The sequence below is a fragment of the Bradyrhizobium sp. HKCCYLS3013 genome, assembly GCF_051167615.1.
Taxonomy (GTDB): Bacteria; Pseudomonadota; Alphaproteobacteria; order Rhizobiales; family Xanthobacteraceae; genus Bradyrhizobium.
Map to the genome: position 1 here is coordinate 17,756 of NZ_JBNPTK010000014.1, position 15,219 is coordinate 32,974.

Annotated in this window: 12 protein-coding genes; 4 read left to right on the forward strand and 8 right to left on the reverse strand. The window is 66.0% G+C overall.

The features are described 5' to 3' along the window. Positions 1-168: 168 nt before the first annotated feature. On the forward strand, positions 169-1,281 hold the full coding sequence (locus ACQR1F_RS23305) for a CaiB/BaiF CoA transferase family protein (RefSeq protein ID WP_316238082.1): 1,113 nt from the start codon (positions 169-171) through the stop codon (positions 1,279-1,281). Between the two features lie 359 nt (positions 1,282-1,640). Here ACQR1F_RS23305 and hppD read toward each other — a convergent pair whose 3' ends face one another. Further along, on the reverse strand, positions 1,641-2,759 hold the full coding sequence (gene hppD / locus ACQR1F_RS23310) for a 4-hydroxyphenylpyruvate dioxygenase (protein WP_434913947.1): 1,119 nt from the start codon (positions 2,757-2,759) through the stop codon (positions 1,641-1,643). 118 nt (positions 2,760-2,877) lie between these two features. Between hppD and ACQR1F_RS23315 the strand changes: the two genes are divergently transcribed. Both ACQR1F_RS23315 and ACQR1F_RS23320 read left to right on the forward strand, forming a co-directional pair. Then, positions 2,878-3,357 carry an Lrp/AsnC family transcriptional regulator gene (locus tag ACQR1F_RS23315; protein WP_434913948.1) on the forward strand — a complete coding sequence of 160 codons (480 nt, stop codon included), beginning with the start codon at positions 2,878-2,880 and terminating at the stop codon, positions 3,355-3,357. 90 nt (positions 3,358-3,447) lie between these two features. Then, a complete protein-coding gene (locus ACQR1F_RS23320) occupies positions 3,448-3,759 on the forward strand; it encodes a DUF1272 domain-containing protein (protein ID WP_315801714.1) in 312 nt (103 codons plus the stop codon). A 75-nt stretch (positions 3,760-3,834) separates the two neighbouring features. Here the strand turns inward: ACQR1F_RS23320 and fahA are convergent, their stop codons facing one another. The 5 genes from fahA to ACQR1F_RS23345 form a co-directional block, all read right to left on the reverse strand. Continuing rightward, positions 3,835-5,109, reverse strand: a complete 1,275-nt coding sequence (gene fahA, locus ACQR1F_RS23325; RefSeq protein WP_315801715.1) for a fumarylacetoacetase — start codon at positions 5,107-5,109, stop codon at positions 3,835-3,837. Positions 5,110-5,269: 160 nt separating this feature from the next. Continuing rightward, entirely contained in the window at positions 5,270-6,616 is a 1,347-nt protein-coding gene (hmgA, locus tag ACQR1F_RS23330) for a homogentisate 1,2-dioxygenase (protein WP_434913949.1), read from the reverse strand. Next, a complete protein-coding gene (locus tag ACQR1F_RS23335) occupies positions 6,616-7,572 on the reverse strand; it encodes an MBL fold metallo-hydrolase (protein WP_316179254.1) in 957 nt (318 codons plus the stop codon). The genes hmgA and ACQR1F_RS23335 overlap by 1 nt, the downstream gene beginning before the upstream one ends. Positions 7,573-7,599: 27 nt before the next feature. Further along, positions 7,600-7,830, reverse strand: coding sequence for a DUF2783 domain-containing protein (locus tag ACQR1F_RS23340; protein ID WP_434881373.1), 231 nt, complete (start codon positions 7,828-7,830; stop codon positions 7,600-7,602). Positions 7,831-7,843: 13 nt separating this feature from the next. Beyond that, positions 7,844-9,478: an FAD-dependent oxidoreductase gene (locus ACQR1F_RS23345; protein ID WP_434874074.1), complete on the reverse strand. Its 1,635-nt coding sequence runs from the start codon at positions 9,476-9,478 to the stop codon at positions 7,844-7,846. 167 nt (positions 9,479-9,645) lie between these two features. On the opposite strand from ACQR1F_RS23345, the gene ACQR1F_RS23350 reads away from it, so the two are divergent. Beyond that, the gene (locus ACQR1F_RS23350) at positions 9,646-10,203 is read left to right on the forward strand and encodes a MarR family winged helix-turn-helix transcriptional regulator (protein ID WP_316179251.1); all 558 of its coding nucleotides are present in this window, start codon (positions 9,646-9,648) and stop codon (positions 10,201-10,203) included. A gap of 135 nt (positions 10,204-10,338) precedes the next feature. Here the strand turns inward: ACQR1F_RS23350 and ACQR1F_RS23355 are convergent, their stop codons facing one another. Together ACQR1F_RS23355 and ACQR1F_RS23360 are read right to left on the reverse strand one after the other, a co-directional pair. Continuing rightward, on the reverse strand, positions 10,339-12,795 hold the full coding sequence (locus tag ACQR1F_RS23355; RefSeq protein ID WP_434913950.1) for an adenylate/guanylate cyclase domain-containing protein: 2,457 nt from the start codon (positions 12,793-12,795) through the stop codon (positions 10,339-10,341). Between the two features lie 261 nt (positions 12,796-13,056). After that, the gene (locus ACQR1F_RS23360) at positions 13,057-15,138 is read right to left on the reverse strand and encodes an AsmA family protein (RefSeq protein WP_315801722.1); all 2,082 of its coding nucleotides are present in this window, start codon (positions 15,136-15,138) and stop codon (positions 13,057-13,059) included. Positions 15,139-15,219: the final 81 nt, after the last annotated feature.

A 15,219-nucleotide genomic window follows, 5' to 3' on the forward strand; every position in this document is an offset into this window, starting at 1 on the left:
CAACGCGGATCATTCCGCGCAACGGCACGACAAATTCCATGCGGCGCGCAGCAATGCGCGCCGTTTTGCTTTGCGGCATACGGCGCGCTTGCGTTGGCCTGATGCACGCGGGACAATTGCGGATCAGAACGCGATCCGACAAGACGCGTGAATCAAGGACACAACGACGTGCTCGACAAGACCGCACCAGACACTCAGACCCGCGCCACCGGACCGCTCGCAGGCTTCCGCATCGTCGAGTTCGCCGGCATCGGACCGGGTCCGTTCGCCTGCATGCTGCTGGCGGACATGGGCGCGGAGGTGGTGACGCTGGATCGTGTCGGCGCGCGCAAGACGATGAAGTCGGTCGCCGGCCGCGGCCGCAAGGTGATCGAGCTCGATCTCAAGGACAAGTCGGTCATCGCCGAGGTGCTCGATCTGCTCGCCGGTGCCGACGCGCTGATCGAAGGCTTCCGGCCCGGCGTGATGGAGCGGCTCGGCCTCGGCCCCGACGTGGTGCTCGCGCGCAATCCGAAGCTGGTCTACGGCCGCATGACCGGCTGGGGCCAGGAGGGACCGCTGGCGCATGCGGCCGGTCACGACATCAACTACATCTCGATCACCGGCGCGTTGGCCGCGATCGGACCCAGGGAGCGCCCGGTGCCGCCGCTCAACCTGGTCGGCGATTTCGGCGGCGGCGCGCTGTATCTCGTGGTCGGCGTGCTCGCGGCGTTGCTGGAAGCCTCGAAGTCCGGCAAGGGCCAGGTGGTGGACACCGCGATGTGCGACGGCGCCGCCTCGCTGCTCGCGATGTTCTTCGACCTCACCGCGATGGGCCGCTGGACGGAGGGGCGTGAGCGCAACTTCCTCGACGGCGGCGCGCATTTCTACGGCGTCTACGAATGCGCCTGCGGCAACTTCATCTCGATCGGCTCGATCGAACCGCAGTTCTACGCGCTGCTGCGGCAGCACGCCGATCTCTCCGATCCCGCCTTCGATGCACAGATGGATCCGCGCGCATGGCCGGCGCTGAAGGAGAAGCTGGTCAGCGTGTTCAAGAGCAAGACGCGGGAGGAATGGTGCGCGATCATGGAAGGCACCGACATCTGCTTCGCGCCGGTGCTGACGATGTCGGAGGCGCCCAAGCACGCCCACATGGCCGCGCGCGGCGTGTTCGTCCAGCGGCACGGCGTGACGCAGCCCGCGCCAGCGCCAAGGTTCTCACGGACGCCGTCGACCATCCGTGAGCCGGAGGTGACGGAGATCGGGACGCTGGTGAATGCTTGGAAGGCTGGGCGTTAAACGGACGGCTGCGGTCGCGCCGACGGTGCGCTGCGCGACTATTCCGATCTGAATGAGTTGGCCACGCCCCCTCCTCAAACGCGGTGTCGTCCCGGCGAACGCCGGGACCCATAGCCACCGGCCGTCGTGTGGCGAAAATTATCGATGACTGTGCCCGATCGATACATCACGCGGTATGGGTCCCGGCGTTCGCCGGGACGACACTGTCTGTGGAGCGACGGCGTGCGTCCCACACACACCGTCATTGCGAGCGCAACGACTTGTCCGCCGAAGCTCGAAGAGCGAAGGCGGAAGCAATCCAGGGCTACAGCGGAAGTCTGGGCTGCATCAGCGAGAACAACACACACCGATGAACGGCCCTACTCCGCCGCCTCGACCTTGAGCACGCCGCGGCGGATCTGGTCCTCCTCGATCGACTCGAACAGCGCCTTGAAGTTGCCTTCGCCAAAACCGTCGTCGCCCTTGCGCTGGATGAACTCGAAGAAGATCGGACCGATGGCATTGGCCGAGAAGATCTGCAGCAGCACCTTGGTGTGACCGCCGGCAACGACGCCCTCGCCGTCGATCAGGATGCCGTTTCTCTGCAGCCGGGCGAGGTCCTCGCCCTGCTTGGGCAAACGCGCGTCGATGCGCTCGAAATAGGTGTCGGGCGGCGACGGCATGAACGGCAGGCCGGCGGCGCGCAGGCCCTCGACGGTTGAGTAGATATCGCGGGCGCCGCAGGCGATGTGCTGGATGCCTTCGCCGCGATAGATCTTCAGATACTCCTCGATCTGCCCGGAATCGCCGGCATCCTCGTTGATCGGAATCCGGATCTTGCCGTCGGGGCTGGTCAGCGCGCGCGAGAACAGGCCGGAGGCGCGGCCCTCGATGTCGAAGAAGCGGATCTGGCGGAAGTTGAACAGCTTTTCGTAGAAGCCGGCCCACACGTTCATGCGGCCGCGATGCACATTGTGGGTCAGGTGATCGATATAGTAGAGGCCCGAGCCCGCGGGCCGCGGGTCGCGCGCGCCGGTCCAGTCGAATTCGAGATCATAGGCCGAGCCCTTGGCGCCATAGCGATCGACCAGATACAGCAGGCTGCCGCCGATGCCCTTGATCACAGGAACGTCCAGCGTCTTCTGCGATGCGGGCAGGTCGGCCGGCTCGGCGCCGAGCGCGATCGCGCGCGCGTAAGCCTTGTTGGCATCGACCACGCGGAACGCCATCGACGGCGCGCAGGGGCCGTGCGCGGCGACGAAGTCGTGACCGTGGCTGCCGGGCTCCTCGTTGACGAGATAGTTGATGTCGCCCTGGCGATACAGCGTGATCGCCTTGGTCTTGTGGCGCGCGACCGCCACGAAGCCCATCAGCTTGAACAGGGCATGCAGCTCGCCGGCGTCGGGATGCGCATATTCGACGAACTCGAAGCCATCCGTGCCCATCGGGTTGTCGGCGGAGATGGTGGCAGGCGGCGCATCGTGCGGAAACGGACCCATGGCAAGCTCCTAGGCTGATTGGGTTCATGATCTCCCCAATTCGGTGCATGGAGCATGCAAACCATTGTCATTTTCGCCGAGATATGCACGATCCGTGCATAATTAGGGGAGATAACGCATGAACTCCGTCGATAGCTTCGATCTCCGCATCTTGGCCGCGCTCCAGGATGACGGTCGCCTGACCAACCAGGAGCTGGCCGAGATCGCCGGGCTCTCGGCCTCGCAATGCTCGCGGCGGCGGATGCGGCTAGAGGAGGACGGCGTCATCGCCGGCTACCGCGCCCAGCTCGCCAGCCAAGCGCTCGGCTTCGAGCTGATCGCCTTCATCCAGATCACGCTGGCGACGCACTCGCCCGACAACGCCGAGAAGTTTCGCGCGCTGGTGAACCGCATCGACGACATCCAGGACGCCTACGCGCTGACGGGCGATTCCGATTACCTGCTGAAGGTGGTGCTGCGCGACCTCAAGAGCCTGTCAGACATCGTCAACAACGTGCTGATGCCACACCAGAGCGTGGCGCATGTGCGCTCTTCGATCGTGCTCGATCGTCTCAAGGAAAGCGCCAAGCTGCCGCTGGCGTCGTTGTCGACTGGCTGAGCTTTCGCGGCGCGAATCGAGGGAAATGCGCCCTTCAACATCATCATTGCTTTTGCGACAGTGATCGCGTCCCTGACCTGCGAGACGCCCATGGCCCTGCAGCTTCGGCCCAATTGCGAATATTGCGACAAAGACCTGCCGCCGGCCGCGCAGGACGCGCGCATCTGCTCCTATGAATGCACCTTCTGCGCCGACTGCGTCGAGACCAGGCTGTTCAACGTCTGCCCGAACTGCGGCGGCGGCTTCGCGCCGCGGCCGATCCGGCCGGCGCGGCAGTGGCGGCCGGGGGTCTGCACGGTGAAACAAGTGCCGTCGGACAAGCGCGTTCACCTGAAATATGCGGCCGAGGATGTTGCCGCCTTCGTCGCCGGCGTGAAGCACGTGCCGCCAGTGGAGCGTTGAGCTCTCTCCCCGTCATTATGGATTCCGGGCTCGGCCCTGCGGGCCGCCCCGGAATGACGGCAGTGGATGGGGCGGCTACTCCGCTGCGACGATCGTGCCTTCGACCTCGCCGAAGCCGACGCGATAGCCGTTGCCCTGGCACCAGCCGCGCATCACCAGCGAATCGCCGTCCTCCAGGAACGTGCGCTTCACGCCGCCGGCGAGTTCGATGGGCTCGGTGCCGTTCCAGCTGATCTCGAGCAGGCTCCCGCGCTGGTGCTTCTCCGGGCCGGAGATGGTGCCACTCCCCAGGAGATCGCCGACGCTCATGACACACCCTGACGAGGCATGGTGCATCAGCTGCTGCACGCTCGACCAGTACATGTACTTGAAATTGGTCTGCGCGATGGTCTGCGCGGCGTTGCTGCCCGACGCACGCAAGGCGACGTCGAGCGCGAGATCGTAGTTCTGCGCGGCCTTCTGCTGCAGGTAGGGCAGCGGCACCGGGTCCTGCGTTGGCCCGGCCACCCGGAACGGCTCCAGCGCCTCTGATGTCACCACCCATGGACTGATCGAGGTCGCGAACGCCTTGGCCTGGAACGGCCCGAGCGGGACGTACTCCCATTGCTGGATGTCGCGCGCGCTCCAGTCGTTGAGCAACACGAAGCCGAAGATCATCGCCTCCGCCTGCGCCTCGGTCAGCATCTCGCCGAGCGGAGATGATTGGCCGATGACGACGCCCATCTCCAGCTCGAAATCGAGCCGCTTGCACGGGCCGAAGCTCGGCACGTCGGCGCTCGGCGGCTTCAGCTGCCCGCGCGGCCGGCGCACCTTGGTGCCGGAGACGACCACGGTCGACGCGCGGCCGTTATAGCCGATCGGCATGTGCAGCCAGTTCGGCTGCAGCGCGTTGTCCTTGCCGCGGAACATGACGCCGACATTGGTGGCGTGCTCCTTCGACGAATAGAAGTCGGTGTAGCCGGCGACGTGAAACGGCAAGTGCAGGTTGACGTCGTTGCGCGGCAGCAGCGCGCGGCTGCGCAGCGGCTTGTCGTCACGCAGGCGCGGATTGTCATGGCGCAGCAGTGCGCTGATCGCCGCGCGGGTCTTCGACCACACGGCGGGGCCGAGCGCCATGAAGGCATTCAGCGAGGATTGCGCGAACACCTCATAGGCCGGCGACAGGTCGAGCAGGCCCTCATCTTCGAGCACGGCGAGATCGAGCACGAAATCGCCAATGGCGACACCGACGCGCGGCTTCGGCGAATCGGCGGCGGAGAACACGCCATAGGGCAGGTTCTGGATCGGAAAGTCCGAGGCCGGATCGGCCGGAATGAAGGAGCGGAGTGAGGGGTCGTTGGGGTGGGTCAAAATGCTTCTCCAAACCGGGTCGTCATGCCCGGGCTTGACCCGCCTGCGCGGCCGAAGCCGCTTCGGCGCGGCGAAGGCCCGGGCATCCATCTAGCCGGCGGGACGATAGACGTGGATGGCCGGGTCAAGCCCGGCCATGACGGCATTGACATAGTTCGCGCTAAGGCCTGTTCGGATTAAACCGCTTCTCCAGTCCGTTCCAGCAATCGGCATAGTCAGGCTGCAAGGTGCCGGACTCCGCTGCGTGCCTGGTGATCCGCTGCGGGAAGCGCGTCTCGAACATGAAGGCCATGGTGCCGGTGAGCTTGACGGGCTTCAACTCGCCATTGCTGGCGTGATCGAACGCCTCGCGGTCCGGGCCGTGCGGCAGCATGCAATTGTGCAAGGACATGCCGCCCGGCACGAAGCCCTGCGGCTTGGCGTCGTAGACGCCGTAGATCAGGCCCATGAACTCCGACATGATGTTCATGTGATACCACGGCGGGCGGAAGGTGTTGTCGGCGACCATCCAGCGCTCCGGGAAGATCACGAAGTCGATGTTGGCGGTGCCCGCCGTCTCCGACGGTGAGGTCAGCACGGTGAAGATCGACGGATCGGGATGATCGAAGCCGATCGCGCCGACCGGCGAGAAGGTGCGCAGGTCGTATTTGTAGGGCGCGTAGTTGCCGTGCCAGGCGACGACGTCGATCGGAGAGTGCTTCAGCTCGGTCTTGAACAGCGCGCCGCCCCACTTCACATAGAGCTCGGTCGGGGTGTCCTTGTCCTCATACGACGCCACCGGCGTCAGGAAGTCGCGGGCATTGGCAAGGCAATTCGCGCCGATCGGGCCGCGCTCCGGCAGGGTGAAGGCGCCGCCGTAGTTCTCGCACAGATAGCCGCGCGCAGGTCCGGCCGGAATCTCGACCCGGAACTTGACGCCGCGCGGGATCACGACGATCTCGCCGGGCTCGGCATCGATACGGCCGAACTCGGTGACGAACAGCAGCCGGCCCTGCTGCAGCACGAACATCATTTCGCCGTCGGCATTGTAGAAGTGCTGGTCGACCATCGACTTGGTGATGACATAGACATGCGCGCCCATGCCGGCCTGCGTCGCGGCATCGCCCGCCGTCGTCATCGTCTGTACGCCCTGCAGGAACGTGACCTCGCCCGCGGGCAGCGGCGTCGGATCCCAGCGCAACTGCTGCACGGTGATTTCCTGCTCGTGGCAGGGCGCGGTGCGCCACAGCCCGGCATCGACGCGTGTGAAGCGGCCGGAATGCTTCACCGACGGACGGATGCGATACAGCCATGAGCGCTCGTTGGACCCGCGCGGCGCCGTAAACGGCGAGCCCGAGAGCTGCTCGGCATAGAGACCATAGGCGCAGCGCTGCGGCGAGTTGCGCCCGATTGGCAGCGCACCAGGCAGCGCTTCGGTCTCGAACGAATTGCCGAAGCCGGACATGTAGCCCGGCGTAACCTGCCCCGTGGCGCGGTTGAGCTGGTCAGGCGATGTGTTGACGTTCATCATCCTTCTCCTTGCAGGCGGGCCCACATCTCGCGGTCGCGCTCGGCGGTCCAGATCACGGGATCGTCGATGCCGCTGGCCTCGTCATAGGCGCGCGACACGTTGAACGGCAGGCAGTGCTCGTAGATCGCGAAGCTCGAGAACTTCGGGTCCATCACGTCGCGCGTGGCGGCCATGGATTCCTTCAGGCTGCGTCCCTTCGCGACCGACATCTCGGCCGCGCCGTACAGCGAGCTGACGAAGTCGCGCGTCATCGCGATCGCCTCGCGCACGGTGGCCTCGCCTTTCAGCGCCTCGCCGCGACCGGGCGCGATCGCCTTGGGATTGAAGTCGCGGATCTCGTTCAAGGTCGACGGCCATTCGCGCAAATAGGCGTCGCCGCAATAGCAGGCCGAATGATATTCGATGAGGTCGCCGGAGAACATCACCTCGGCGTCCGGCACCCAGGCGACGATGTCGCCGGAGGTGTGGCCGGCGCCGAGCTGGATCAGCTGCACCTCGCGCTTGCCGAGATGGATCGTCATCTCGCCTTCGAAAGTCAGCGTCGGCCAGGTCAGGCCGGGGATGCTCTCGGCGTCCTGGAACAGGCGCGGGAAGCGGCCGTATTCGGAATCCCAGTCCTGCTGGCCGCGCTCGACGATCAGCCGGCGCGTCTCCTGCGACGCGACGATGCCCTGGGCGTGATAGGCCGAAGCGCCAAGCACGCGCACCGCGTGGTAATGCGACAGCACGACATATTTGATCGGCTTGTCGGTGACGGTCTTGACGCGCTCGATCACCTTGTTGGCCATCGCCGGCGTCGCCTGCGCATCGAACACGATGCAGCCGTCATCGCCGACGATCACCGCCGAGTTCGGATCGCCCTCCGCGGTGAACGCATAGAGATCCGGGCCGATCTCGGAGAAGGTCACCTTCTTCTCGGTGAGATCCGTCGTGGATGCGAAACCTTTCGCCATCAGTTCATTCCTTGTGTGCGCGGCAGCCTATTGCTGCTGTTGTTGTTGTTGCTGTTGACCGGCATCAGCCATGCTGCGTTTCGCCAGCGTGATCGCGTCGCGCAGGACGCCGATGTCGCCGATGTGATTGGCGAGGATCAGGACCAATGCCGCATCGAGGTCGGCGCTTTCGAGGTCCGAGAGGCCGCGATGGGCTTCGACAATGGCGCGGAAGGCATCGTCGGGCTTGGGGAAATTGGAGGCGGTCGAGAGCGTCATCGTTGCGGCTTCCTCAGTTCAGGCCGCAGGCGCGTGCGACCGCCGCCGCGATCGCGGCGCGGCTCGGGTGCCGGAAGCGCGCCGCGACATAGCCATCCGGACGCAGCAGATAGGATGTGCCGGGTTTGGCACCGTAACGCTTGACCGCGAAGCCCTCGCCATCGGCGAGTCCATCGGGATCGCCGATGCGGATGACACCGACATCGTCGGGCACGTCGATCGCCTCACCATTGGCGAACGACAGCAGCGTGAAGCGCCGGCCCTGAGCGTTGAACGCATCGGTAAGATGGAGGTGCCGTCCGTCGGCTGCCTTCAGCGGCGCATCCGGCATCGATGTCCCCGGGCGCGGTCCGGTCTCCCAGGCCTCGTCATCTTCGGTCGACAGCGGCGTCTCGTAGACCGAGGGAACCGACAGCCGGCCGCCATTGACCATGCGCTTGCCGAATTCGGTATCCCGGGCGAGCGCGAGCACCACTTTGCGCAGCCGCGCCTCCTGGTGCGAGTTCGGCGCCATGAAATCCGTCGCGCGCGTCGACTCGCGAATGTTCTCGTCGGCCGCCGCGCTTCGCTCCAGATGGTAGGTGTCGAGCAGCGCCGCGGGCGAGCTTCCGCGCAGCACGCGATCGAGCTTCCAGGCCAGATTCTCGGCATCCTCCAGCCCCGAATTGGCCCCGCGTGCGCCGAACGGCGAAACCTGATGGGCAGAGTCGCCGGCGAAGACGACGCGACCATGAATGAAGCGCTCCATGCGCCGGCACTGGAATTTATAGAGCGAGATCCACTCGAATTCGAACTGGTCATGGCCGAGCATGCGCGCGATCCGTGGCCGCACATTCTCCGGCTGCTTCTCGACGTTGGGATCGGCATAGCGGCTGAGCTGCAGGTCGATGCGCCAGACATTGTCCGGCTGCCGGTGCAACAGCGCCGAGCGTCCGGCGTGGAACGGCGGATCGAACCAGAACCAGCGCTCGGTGGGGAATTCGGCCGTCATCCTGACGTCGGCGATCAGGAACTGATCCTCGAACACCTTGCCGGAGAAGCCCGCGCCGACCATCTGGCGCAGCGAGGAGCGCGCGCCATCACAGGCGATCACATATTGCGCCGACAGCCGATACGGGCCGTCCGGCGTCTCGATCGTCAGCACCACGTGATCATTGCGCTGTTCGAGCGCGGTGACCTTGTTGCGCCAGCGCAGCGAGATCGCCGGCAGCGCGTTGACGCGATCGACCAGATAGGCCTCGGCGTAGAACTGCTGCAGGTTGATGAAGGCCGGCCGCTTGTGCCCGGGCTCCGGCAACAGGTTGAACTGATAGAGCTCGGACGGGCCGTGGAAGATGCGGCCGACGTTCCACACCACGCCCTTGTCGACCATCCGGTCGCCGACGCCGAGCCGATCCCAATATTCCAGCGAGCGCTTCGAAAAGCAGATCGCACGCGAGCCCTCGCCGATACGATCGGCATCATCGAGCACGACGACCGCATGGCCGCGCTGCGCGAGATCGATCGCGAACGACAGCCCGACGGGACCCGCACCCACGACGACGACCGGATGCGCGGCCGGCGTGGCCTGATCCTGGTCTTCGTGCCGATGATAGCCAAACTGAACCTTCGCCTGGCCCGCGCCCTGCCCCGGATTGGCCTGCACCATGGCTTGCTCGCCTTGTGGTTTTCTTGAACTTTTCGACGCGACGATTTTCGAAGCGACCGACATTTCCTCGGGCGAGGCCATCTGGCCGTCTTGCCAGATAGTCTCACCTGCAACTATTCTAAAGCCGACGGCTTCGGCCGCGTCAACTCAAAAATCGGAGCGCGATCTTGGCGAAGCCATCTCCCGCGGCGTCCAGGCAGCAGGCGAAGCCGGTCGAGGATGACCGAAATGCCGCGGTGCCGCAGGACGACGAGCGGCTCGACCTGTTCAAGTTCGCGCCATTCCGGCTCAACCGTCTGGCCGCGGAGGTCAGCGCGGCGCTCGCCGTCGAGTATCGCGAGCGCTATGGGCTCGACATTCCGGAATGGCGCGTGCTGGCGACGCTCGGCTTCCGCCGCGAGGCCTGCAGCGCGCAATATGTCGCAGCGTGCACCCGCACGCACAAATCGACCATCAGCCGGGCCGTGACGTCGCTGCTGGAGCGGCGGCTGATCGAGCGGGTCGAGAACACCGAGGATCGCCGCGAGTTCCGCCTGCGCCTGACACGGAAGGGCAAGACGCTGTACGAGGAGTTGATCCCGCGTTTGCAGCAGCGCGAGCGCGAAATCATGGCATGCCTGTCCGCCGACGAGCGCAGGACGTTCGACCGCCTGATCGGCAAGATCGAGGCGAGCCTCGACCTGATCCAGACGAGCGAGGAGGCCGACGCGAAGCAGGCCTATTAGTTGCCAAGGTGTAGAGTGGGCAAAGCGCCGCCGGAGGCGGCGCGTGCCCGCCGTTCTTCGTCGGATTGAGACGGTGGGCGCGGCGCGTGAGACTGCTGCCAAGCAACAAGCACCGCCCAGGCGCCTTTGCCCACCCTACTTGTTGGTCGCCGACGAACGCCGCGGCTCCGCTGGGACGTCCAACACGTCGATACCCTCTCCCCGCCAGCGCAAAATCTCCATCGCCAGCACCGGGTGGTTGAATCCCTTCAGATGCAGGTCGTCGATCGGCCTGGCGTCGACCGACTGTTCGACCACGCCGTAGACACGACGCGACACGATCACCTGTCCCGCCTTGGCCTCGTCGCACAGCCGCGAGGCGAGATTGGTGACGCTGCCGATCGCGGCATATTCCAGCCGGTGCTCGAAGCCGACCTGGCCGAGCGTCGCATATCCCAGCGCAATGCCGACGCCGAACCCCAGGCTGTGGCCGCGGTTTTTCCAGCGCTCGGTCAATTGTCCGATCTCTTCGCGCATTTCGAGCGCCATCCTCACCGCGCGCGTGGTGTGGTCCTCGAACGGGATCGGCGCGTTGAACAGGATCATCACGCCGTCGCCGGCATAGCGATCGAGCGTGCCCTCATATTTGAAGATGAGCTTGCCGAGCGCGGCGTGATATTCGCGCAGCACGTTCATCGCCTCCTCGGGCTCGGTGGTCTCGGTGAACGCGGTGAAGCCGCGCAGATCGCAGAACACGACCGTGACCTCGCGGCGGTGGCTTTCCAGCAGCGCATCGTGACCATCCGACGACGCGATGATCTGGGCCACCTGCGGCGCCAGGAAGCGCTCCAGCCGTCTGATCCGCTCGATCTCCGCGAGCTGCTTCTCGACGCGCTCCTCGAGCGACTTGTTCCACTCGCGCAGCTGCTCGGTCTGCTCGGTGAGCTTGGCGGCCTGCTGCTGCACGGTGGCGTGGGTCAGCGCCAGCTCGCGGCCCTTCTGGTCGACCTCCGTGAACAATCGCGCATTGCGCATCGCCAGCACGGCCTGGTTGGCAAATGTCCGCATCAGTCCGATCAGGTTCGGCGGGAACGTGCCGGCCGCCCGCCGAAGCACCACCAGCGCGCCGAGCACGCCCTGCTGATCGACCAGCGGCGTGAACAGCACGGCGCGGAAGCCGGCGGCGACGGCGACATCGCGCAGCGGGTGATCGGGTGCGCTTTCAAGCTCGGCGATCGCGATCGGCTCGCCGCTGCGCACGGAATCGGAGAGCAGGCTCGTGCGCTCGTCGAGCACATTGTGCGCGCCGTCCCGGTCGACGCCCTTGGCCTCCACCAGCCTGAAGCGGCGTTCCGCGGCATCGTAGGAATAGATCAGCACGGCATCGGCATGCGTGATCTCCAGCGCGCGCGCCGCCACCGTCGGCAGCACGGCATTGAGATCGAGCGAGGAGGCCACCGCGCGTCCGACCTCCTCGAGCACCTTCAGCTCATTGATCGACTGAGCGAGATCGCGCGTCCGCTCCTCGACCTTGGCTTCCAGCACGGCATAGGACTGCGCGAGCTGGCCGGCCATGCTGTTGAACTGATCGGCGAGCTCCTCCAGCTCGTCATGCGTCTTCACCTCGATGCGCTGGGCGAAGTCACCCGCGCCGAGCTTGCGCGCGCCGGCGCGCAATGCGGTGATCGGAACGAGCATGCGGCGCGCCAGCAGCGAGCCCGCGAGGATCGCCACGGCAAGACCGAGCGCGATCAACAGCGCCCCACGCAACAGCTGGTCCCGGATCGGCGCCAGCGCGTGCGCAGTGGACTGCTCGAAGAACACGGACCAGCCGAGCTTGGGGAGCGTCGCGACCGCCGAGAGCACGGCATGCCCCGCGGTGTCCGTGCCGGAGGCCAGCGGCTGGCCATCCGGCGCGAGCGCCGCCGCGACCTGCGGCAGCTTGGCGAGGTCCTGGCCGACGGCCGGCCCTTTCGCGGAGCTCGCCAGCACCTGGCCGCGCGGATCGATCACGTAGGCGGTGCCGACCTTGCCGACCTGTGCCTCGGTCATGAAGTCTTCGAGAAAGTCGAGATCGATGTCAGCCACGGTCACACCGGCATTGAAGCCGGAATGCGCGACCGAGATCGACATCATCGGCTGCGCGCCCTTGAAGGTCACGGCCGAGAAACTGCTTCCATGCGTGACGGTGTCGGTGAAGCGCAGATCGCGCGACAGGTCGTTGCCCGAGGAGAACGAGATCGAGGTGCGCGACACCCGGAGCTGCTCGCGGCCCTGTCCGTCGAGCTGATACAACTGCCGCACGGCCGGTGCCTGACTCAGCAGCTGCACGTAGTCGGCGCGGCGCAGCTCCAGCGTGTTGGCGCTCGCCCGCGTCACCCAGCTGATCTGCCGCTGCAGATCCGAGAGCGCCTGATCGATCCGCCGGGCGCTGGCGTCGGCCTTTTCGGCCATGGCGGCGGTCAGGCTCGCCTTGGTGGACTGATAGCTGATCCAGGTTTCGGTCGCGCCGTTCACGGCCAGGACGAACACGACGAGCCCGACCAGCGACACGACGTATTTGGCGAACAGGCCCTGCCGCAACGACCAGCCTCTGTTCTCGACCTCGCTCATCCGGACCCCTCACGCGCATCATCGCCGAGGTCAGCCTCGGACAGGCGCGTCCGCTGCCGTCCTCGCGGCAGCAACACCTCGGAGACGGGACCGCTCGGGTGCGAGACGATCCGTCGCCGGCATCCGTTTAGCACAGAATGGCATGCACAGCGGCGCCCACGCCGCGCGCGCTCGCGCGCCTCGTTATCGTGCGGCTGGCCCTGAATTGCATCCACCGCTCGGGGGACATCCTTCGCGGACTCGGCCGGTCGCGGTCATATATTACCTATTGAAGATGCGCTTCAGAACGTCGTTCATCGGCTGGCTGTCCTGGGCACCGTCCTGCAAGGGCTCGGCGGGAGCGGCCTCTGCCGCGCCCTGGCCGGCGTCGCCCGGAGGCCGCGAAACAGCGCCGTCCTGGGGCGCAACCAGCGTACGGCCGCGGCTCTTGGCGGGCGGCGACGCGCCCTGCAGTCCTTGCTGAATCAGATTGCCGATCGCCGATCCGAGATCGCCGCCAAGCAGGTCGGATTGGCCGGGGGCCGGGGCCTGCCCATTCGGGGCTGCCGCTGACGGCGCGCCGTTCGGACCAGCAGCACCGGTGGGCGCAGAATTTCCGATCAGGCCGCCGATGCCGTTGATCAAATTGTTCAGCCCGGCTCCGTCCTTGCCGAACAGGCCCTGGCCCATCTGCTTGAGCCTGGCGTAGGCCGCGTCCGGATTGTCCAGGATGCCGGCCATGTCGGGGTAGAAGCGCGGCTGACTCCAGGGGCCGTCGATGACGACGGGAATCCCAAGGCCGATCGGCTCCGAGGTGCGGCCCTGCCCCTCGGTCGTCATCACGAGCTTCGGCTCGACCCGCATCGCCAGCGCCCGATTGCCCAGATCGATCGTCCCCGTACCGGCGACCTTGACCAGCGGTCCGACCAAATTGAGGTCACTGGTGGCGGCCTGCCCGCGCTCGACCTGAAACGAGGCCGAGAGCTGCGTGAGATCGGTCGTCAGTTCCTTCGAATCCTGCCATCCCGACAGCGGATTGGATGTCAATGAGCGGATCATCTGCGCAACGTTGATGCCGCGGATCGCGCCGTCCTGGAACAACAGGAACGCCGAGCCGCTCAGGTTGCTCATGATCGCCTGCTGGCTGGCGCCATTGGAGCGCAAGGCGAGCTTGCCTTGCATCCGCGCATCGAGCTTGTCGAATCCGGCGACGTTAGAGAGCAGCGGCAGCGCCCGGATGCCGACGAGATCACAGTGCATCGCATAGGCCGGATTGCCCGTGGAGGCGTCGATCACGACCTCGCCACTGGCCTGCCCCTCATAGGCGCCGAGATTGGCGATGGTCGCCTTCAGCAGGCCACCGGCCAGCGAGGCTTCGAGATCGAGCGGACCGAGGCGGGCCCCGGAGAGAACGACGTCCGTCGCCGACAGCTTCACACGGGCATCGACGTAGTTGAGACCGCGCAAGTCGATTGCCGCCGTGCTCCATCCCGACGCGCCGGCAGGGCCCTGCGCGGCAGGCGCTCCCAAGTCGAGCCGGCGAACGTCGAGATCGACCTTCACCAGCGGCTTGCTCGCCAGATCGACCGAGGCCCAGCCGTTGAAATCGCCATCGCCGAGCGTTCCGCTGAGACCGTTGATCATCACCACCGGGCCATTCAGGCGAACGTCGGCGCGGCCGGCAAGACCGCCGCGGAATGCATTGGCCACGTCGATCTTGAACTCGACCGGCAGGGTCTGGCGGTCAATCGGCAGCGCCGGCGCCGGCGCTGTGACGTCGAACGTGACCGGGCGGTCGCCGGCCCGGGCCGTACCCGTGATCTTGACCTTGCCATCGGACAGAGACGCCGTCGCGCCGATGCCCTCGAGACGATTCTCGACGCGGTCGCGCGGGTTGGAGAGGATGACGGCGCCGTCCCTGACGGTGACCCGTTCGATCCGGGCCGCAGGCGCCGCTTCTGGCTTCGCCGAGGCACGGCTGCGCGGCGCATTATCCCGCAGCCGCTCGCGCAGCAGCGGCAGATAGAGTGTGGGCTTGTCGATGATGATCTCGCCGATGTCGGGCCGGCCGGACCACAGGCTCGACAGCGCCACGTCAGCCTGCAGCTTGCCGATCGTCAGCCGATTGTTGCCGTCCCGCTCCTTCGGATCCTGCACGGTGATGTCCGTCAGGGTTGCATGCAGCGACGGCCACAGGCTGACGCTTGCCGAGCCGGCGATGCTCAGGCGATAGCCGGTGTCACGTTCGACGCGGTCCTGGATGGCCACCGTAAGGAAGCTCGCCGGAAGTCCAAAAGCCAGCGCCAGAGCCAGCACGACGATGACGGCGCCAATCAAACCGCCTGCGATCTTCAATGCCTTCATGTCGATGTCCCAAGCGCGAGGCGCGAGCGGTCTCCACCGGTTAGCGTGCGGCAATGCCGACCCGGTTCAATCCGAAATTTT

Coding starts and splice junctions, on each gene's coding strand:
- hppD (WP_434913947.1), bottom strand. CDS start 2,759: ATGGGTCCGTTTCCGCACGATGCGCCGCCTGCCACCATCTCCGCCGAC.
- ACQR1F_RS23315 (WP_434913948.1), top strand. CDS start 2,878: ATGAACTCCGTCGATAGCTTCGATCTCCGCATCTTGGCCGCGCTCCAG.
- ACQR1F_RS23335 (WP_316179254.1), bottom strand. CDS start 7,572: ATGGCGAAAGGTTTCGCATCCACGACGGATCTCACCGAGAAGAAGGTG.
- ACQR1F_RS23345 (WP_434874074.1), bottom strand. CDS start 9,478: ATGGTGCAGGCCAATCCGGGGCAGGGCGCGGGCCAGGCGAAGGTTCAG.
- ACQR1F_RS23355 (WP_434913950.1), bottom strand. CDS start 12,795: ATGAGCGAGGTCGAGAACAGAGGCTGGTCGTTGCGGCAGGGCCTGTTC.
- hmgA (WP_434913949.1), bottom strand. CDS start 6,616: ATGAACGTCAACACATCGCCTGACCAGCTCAACCGCGCCACGGGGCAG.
- ACQR1F_RS23340 (WP_434881373.1), bottom strand. CDS start 7,830: ATGACGCTCTCGACCGCCTCCAATTTCCCCAAGCCCGACGATGCCTTC.
- ACQR1F_RS23360 (WP_315801722.1), bottom strand. CDS start 15,138: ATGAAGGCATTGAAGATCGCAGGCGGTTTGATTGGCGCCGTCATCGTC.
- ACQR1F_RS23320 (WP_315801714.1), top strand. CDS start 3,448: ATGGCCCTGCAGCTTCGGCCCAATTGCGAATATTGCGACAAAGACCTG.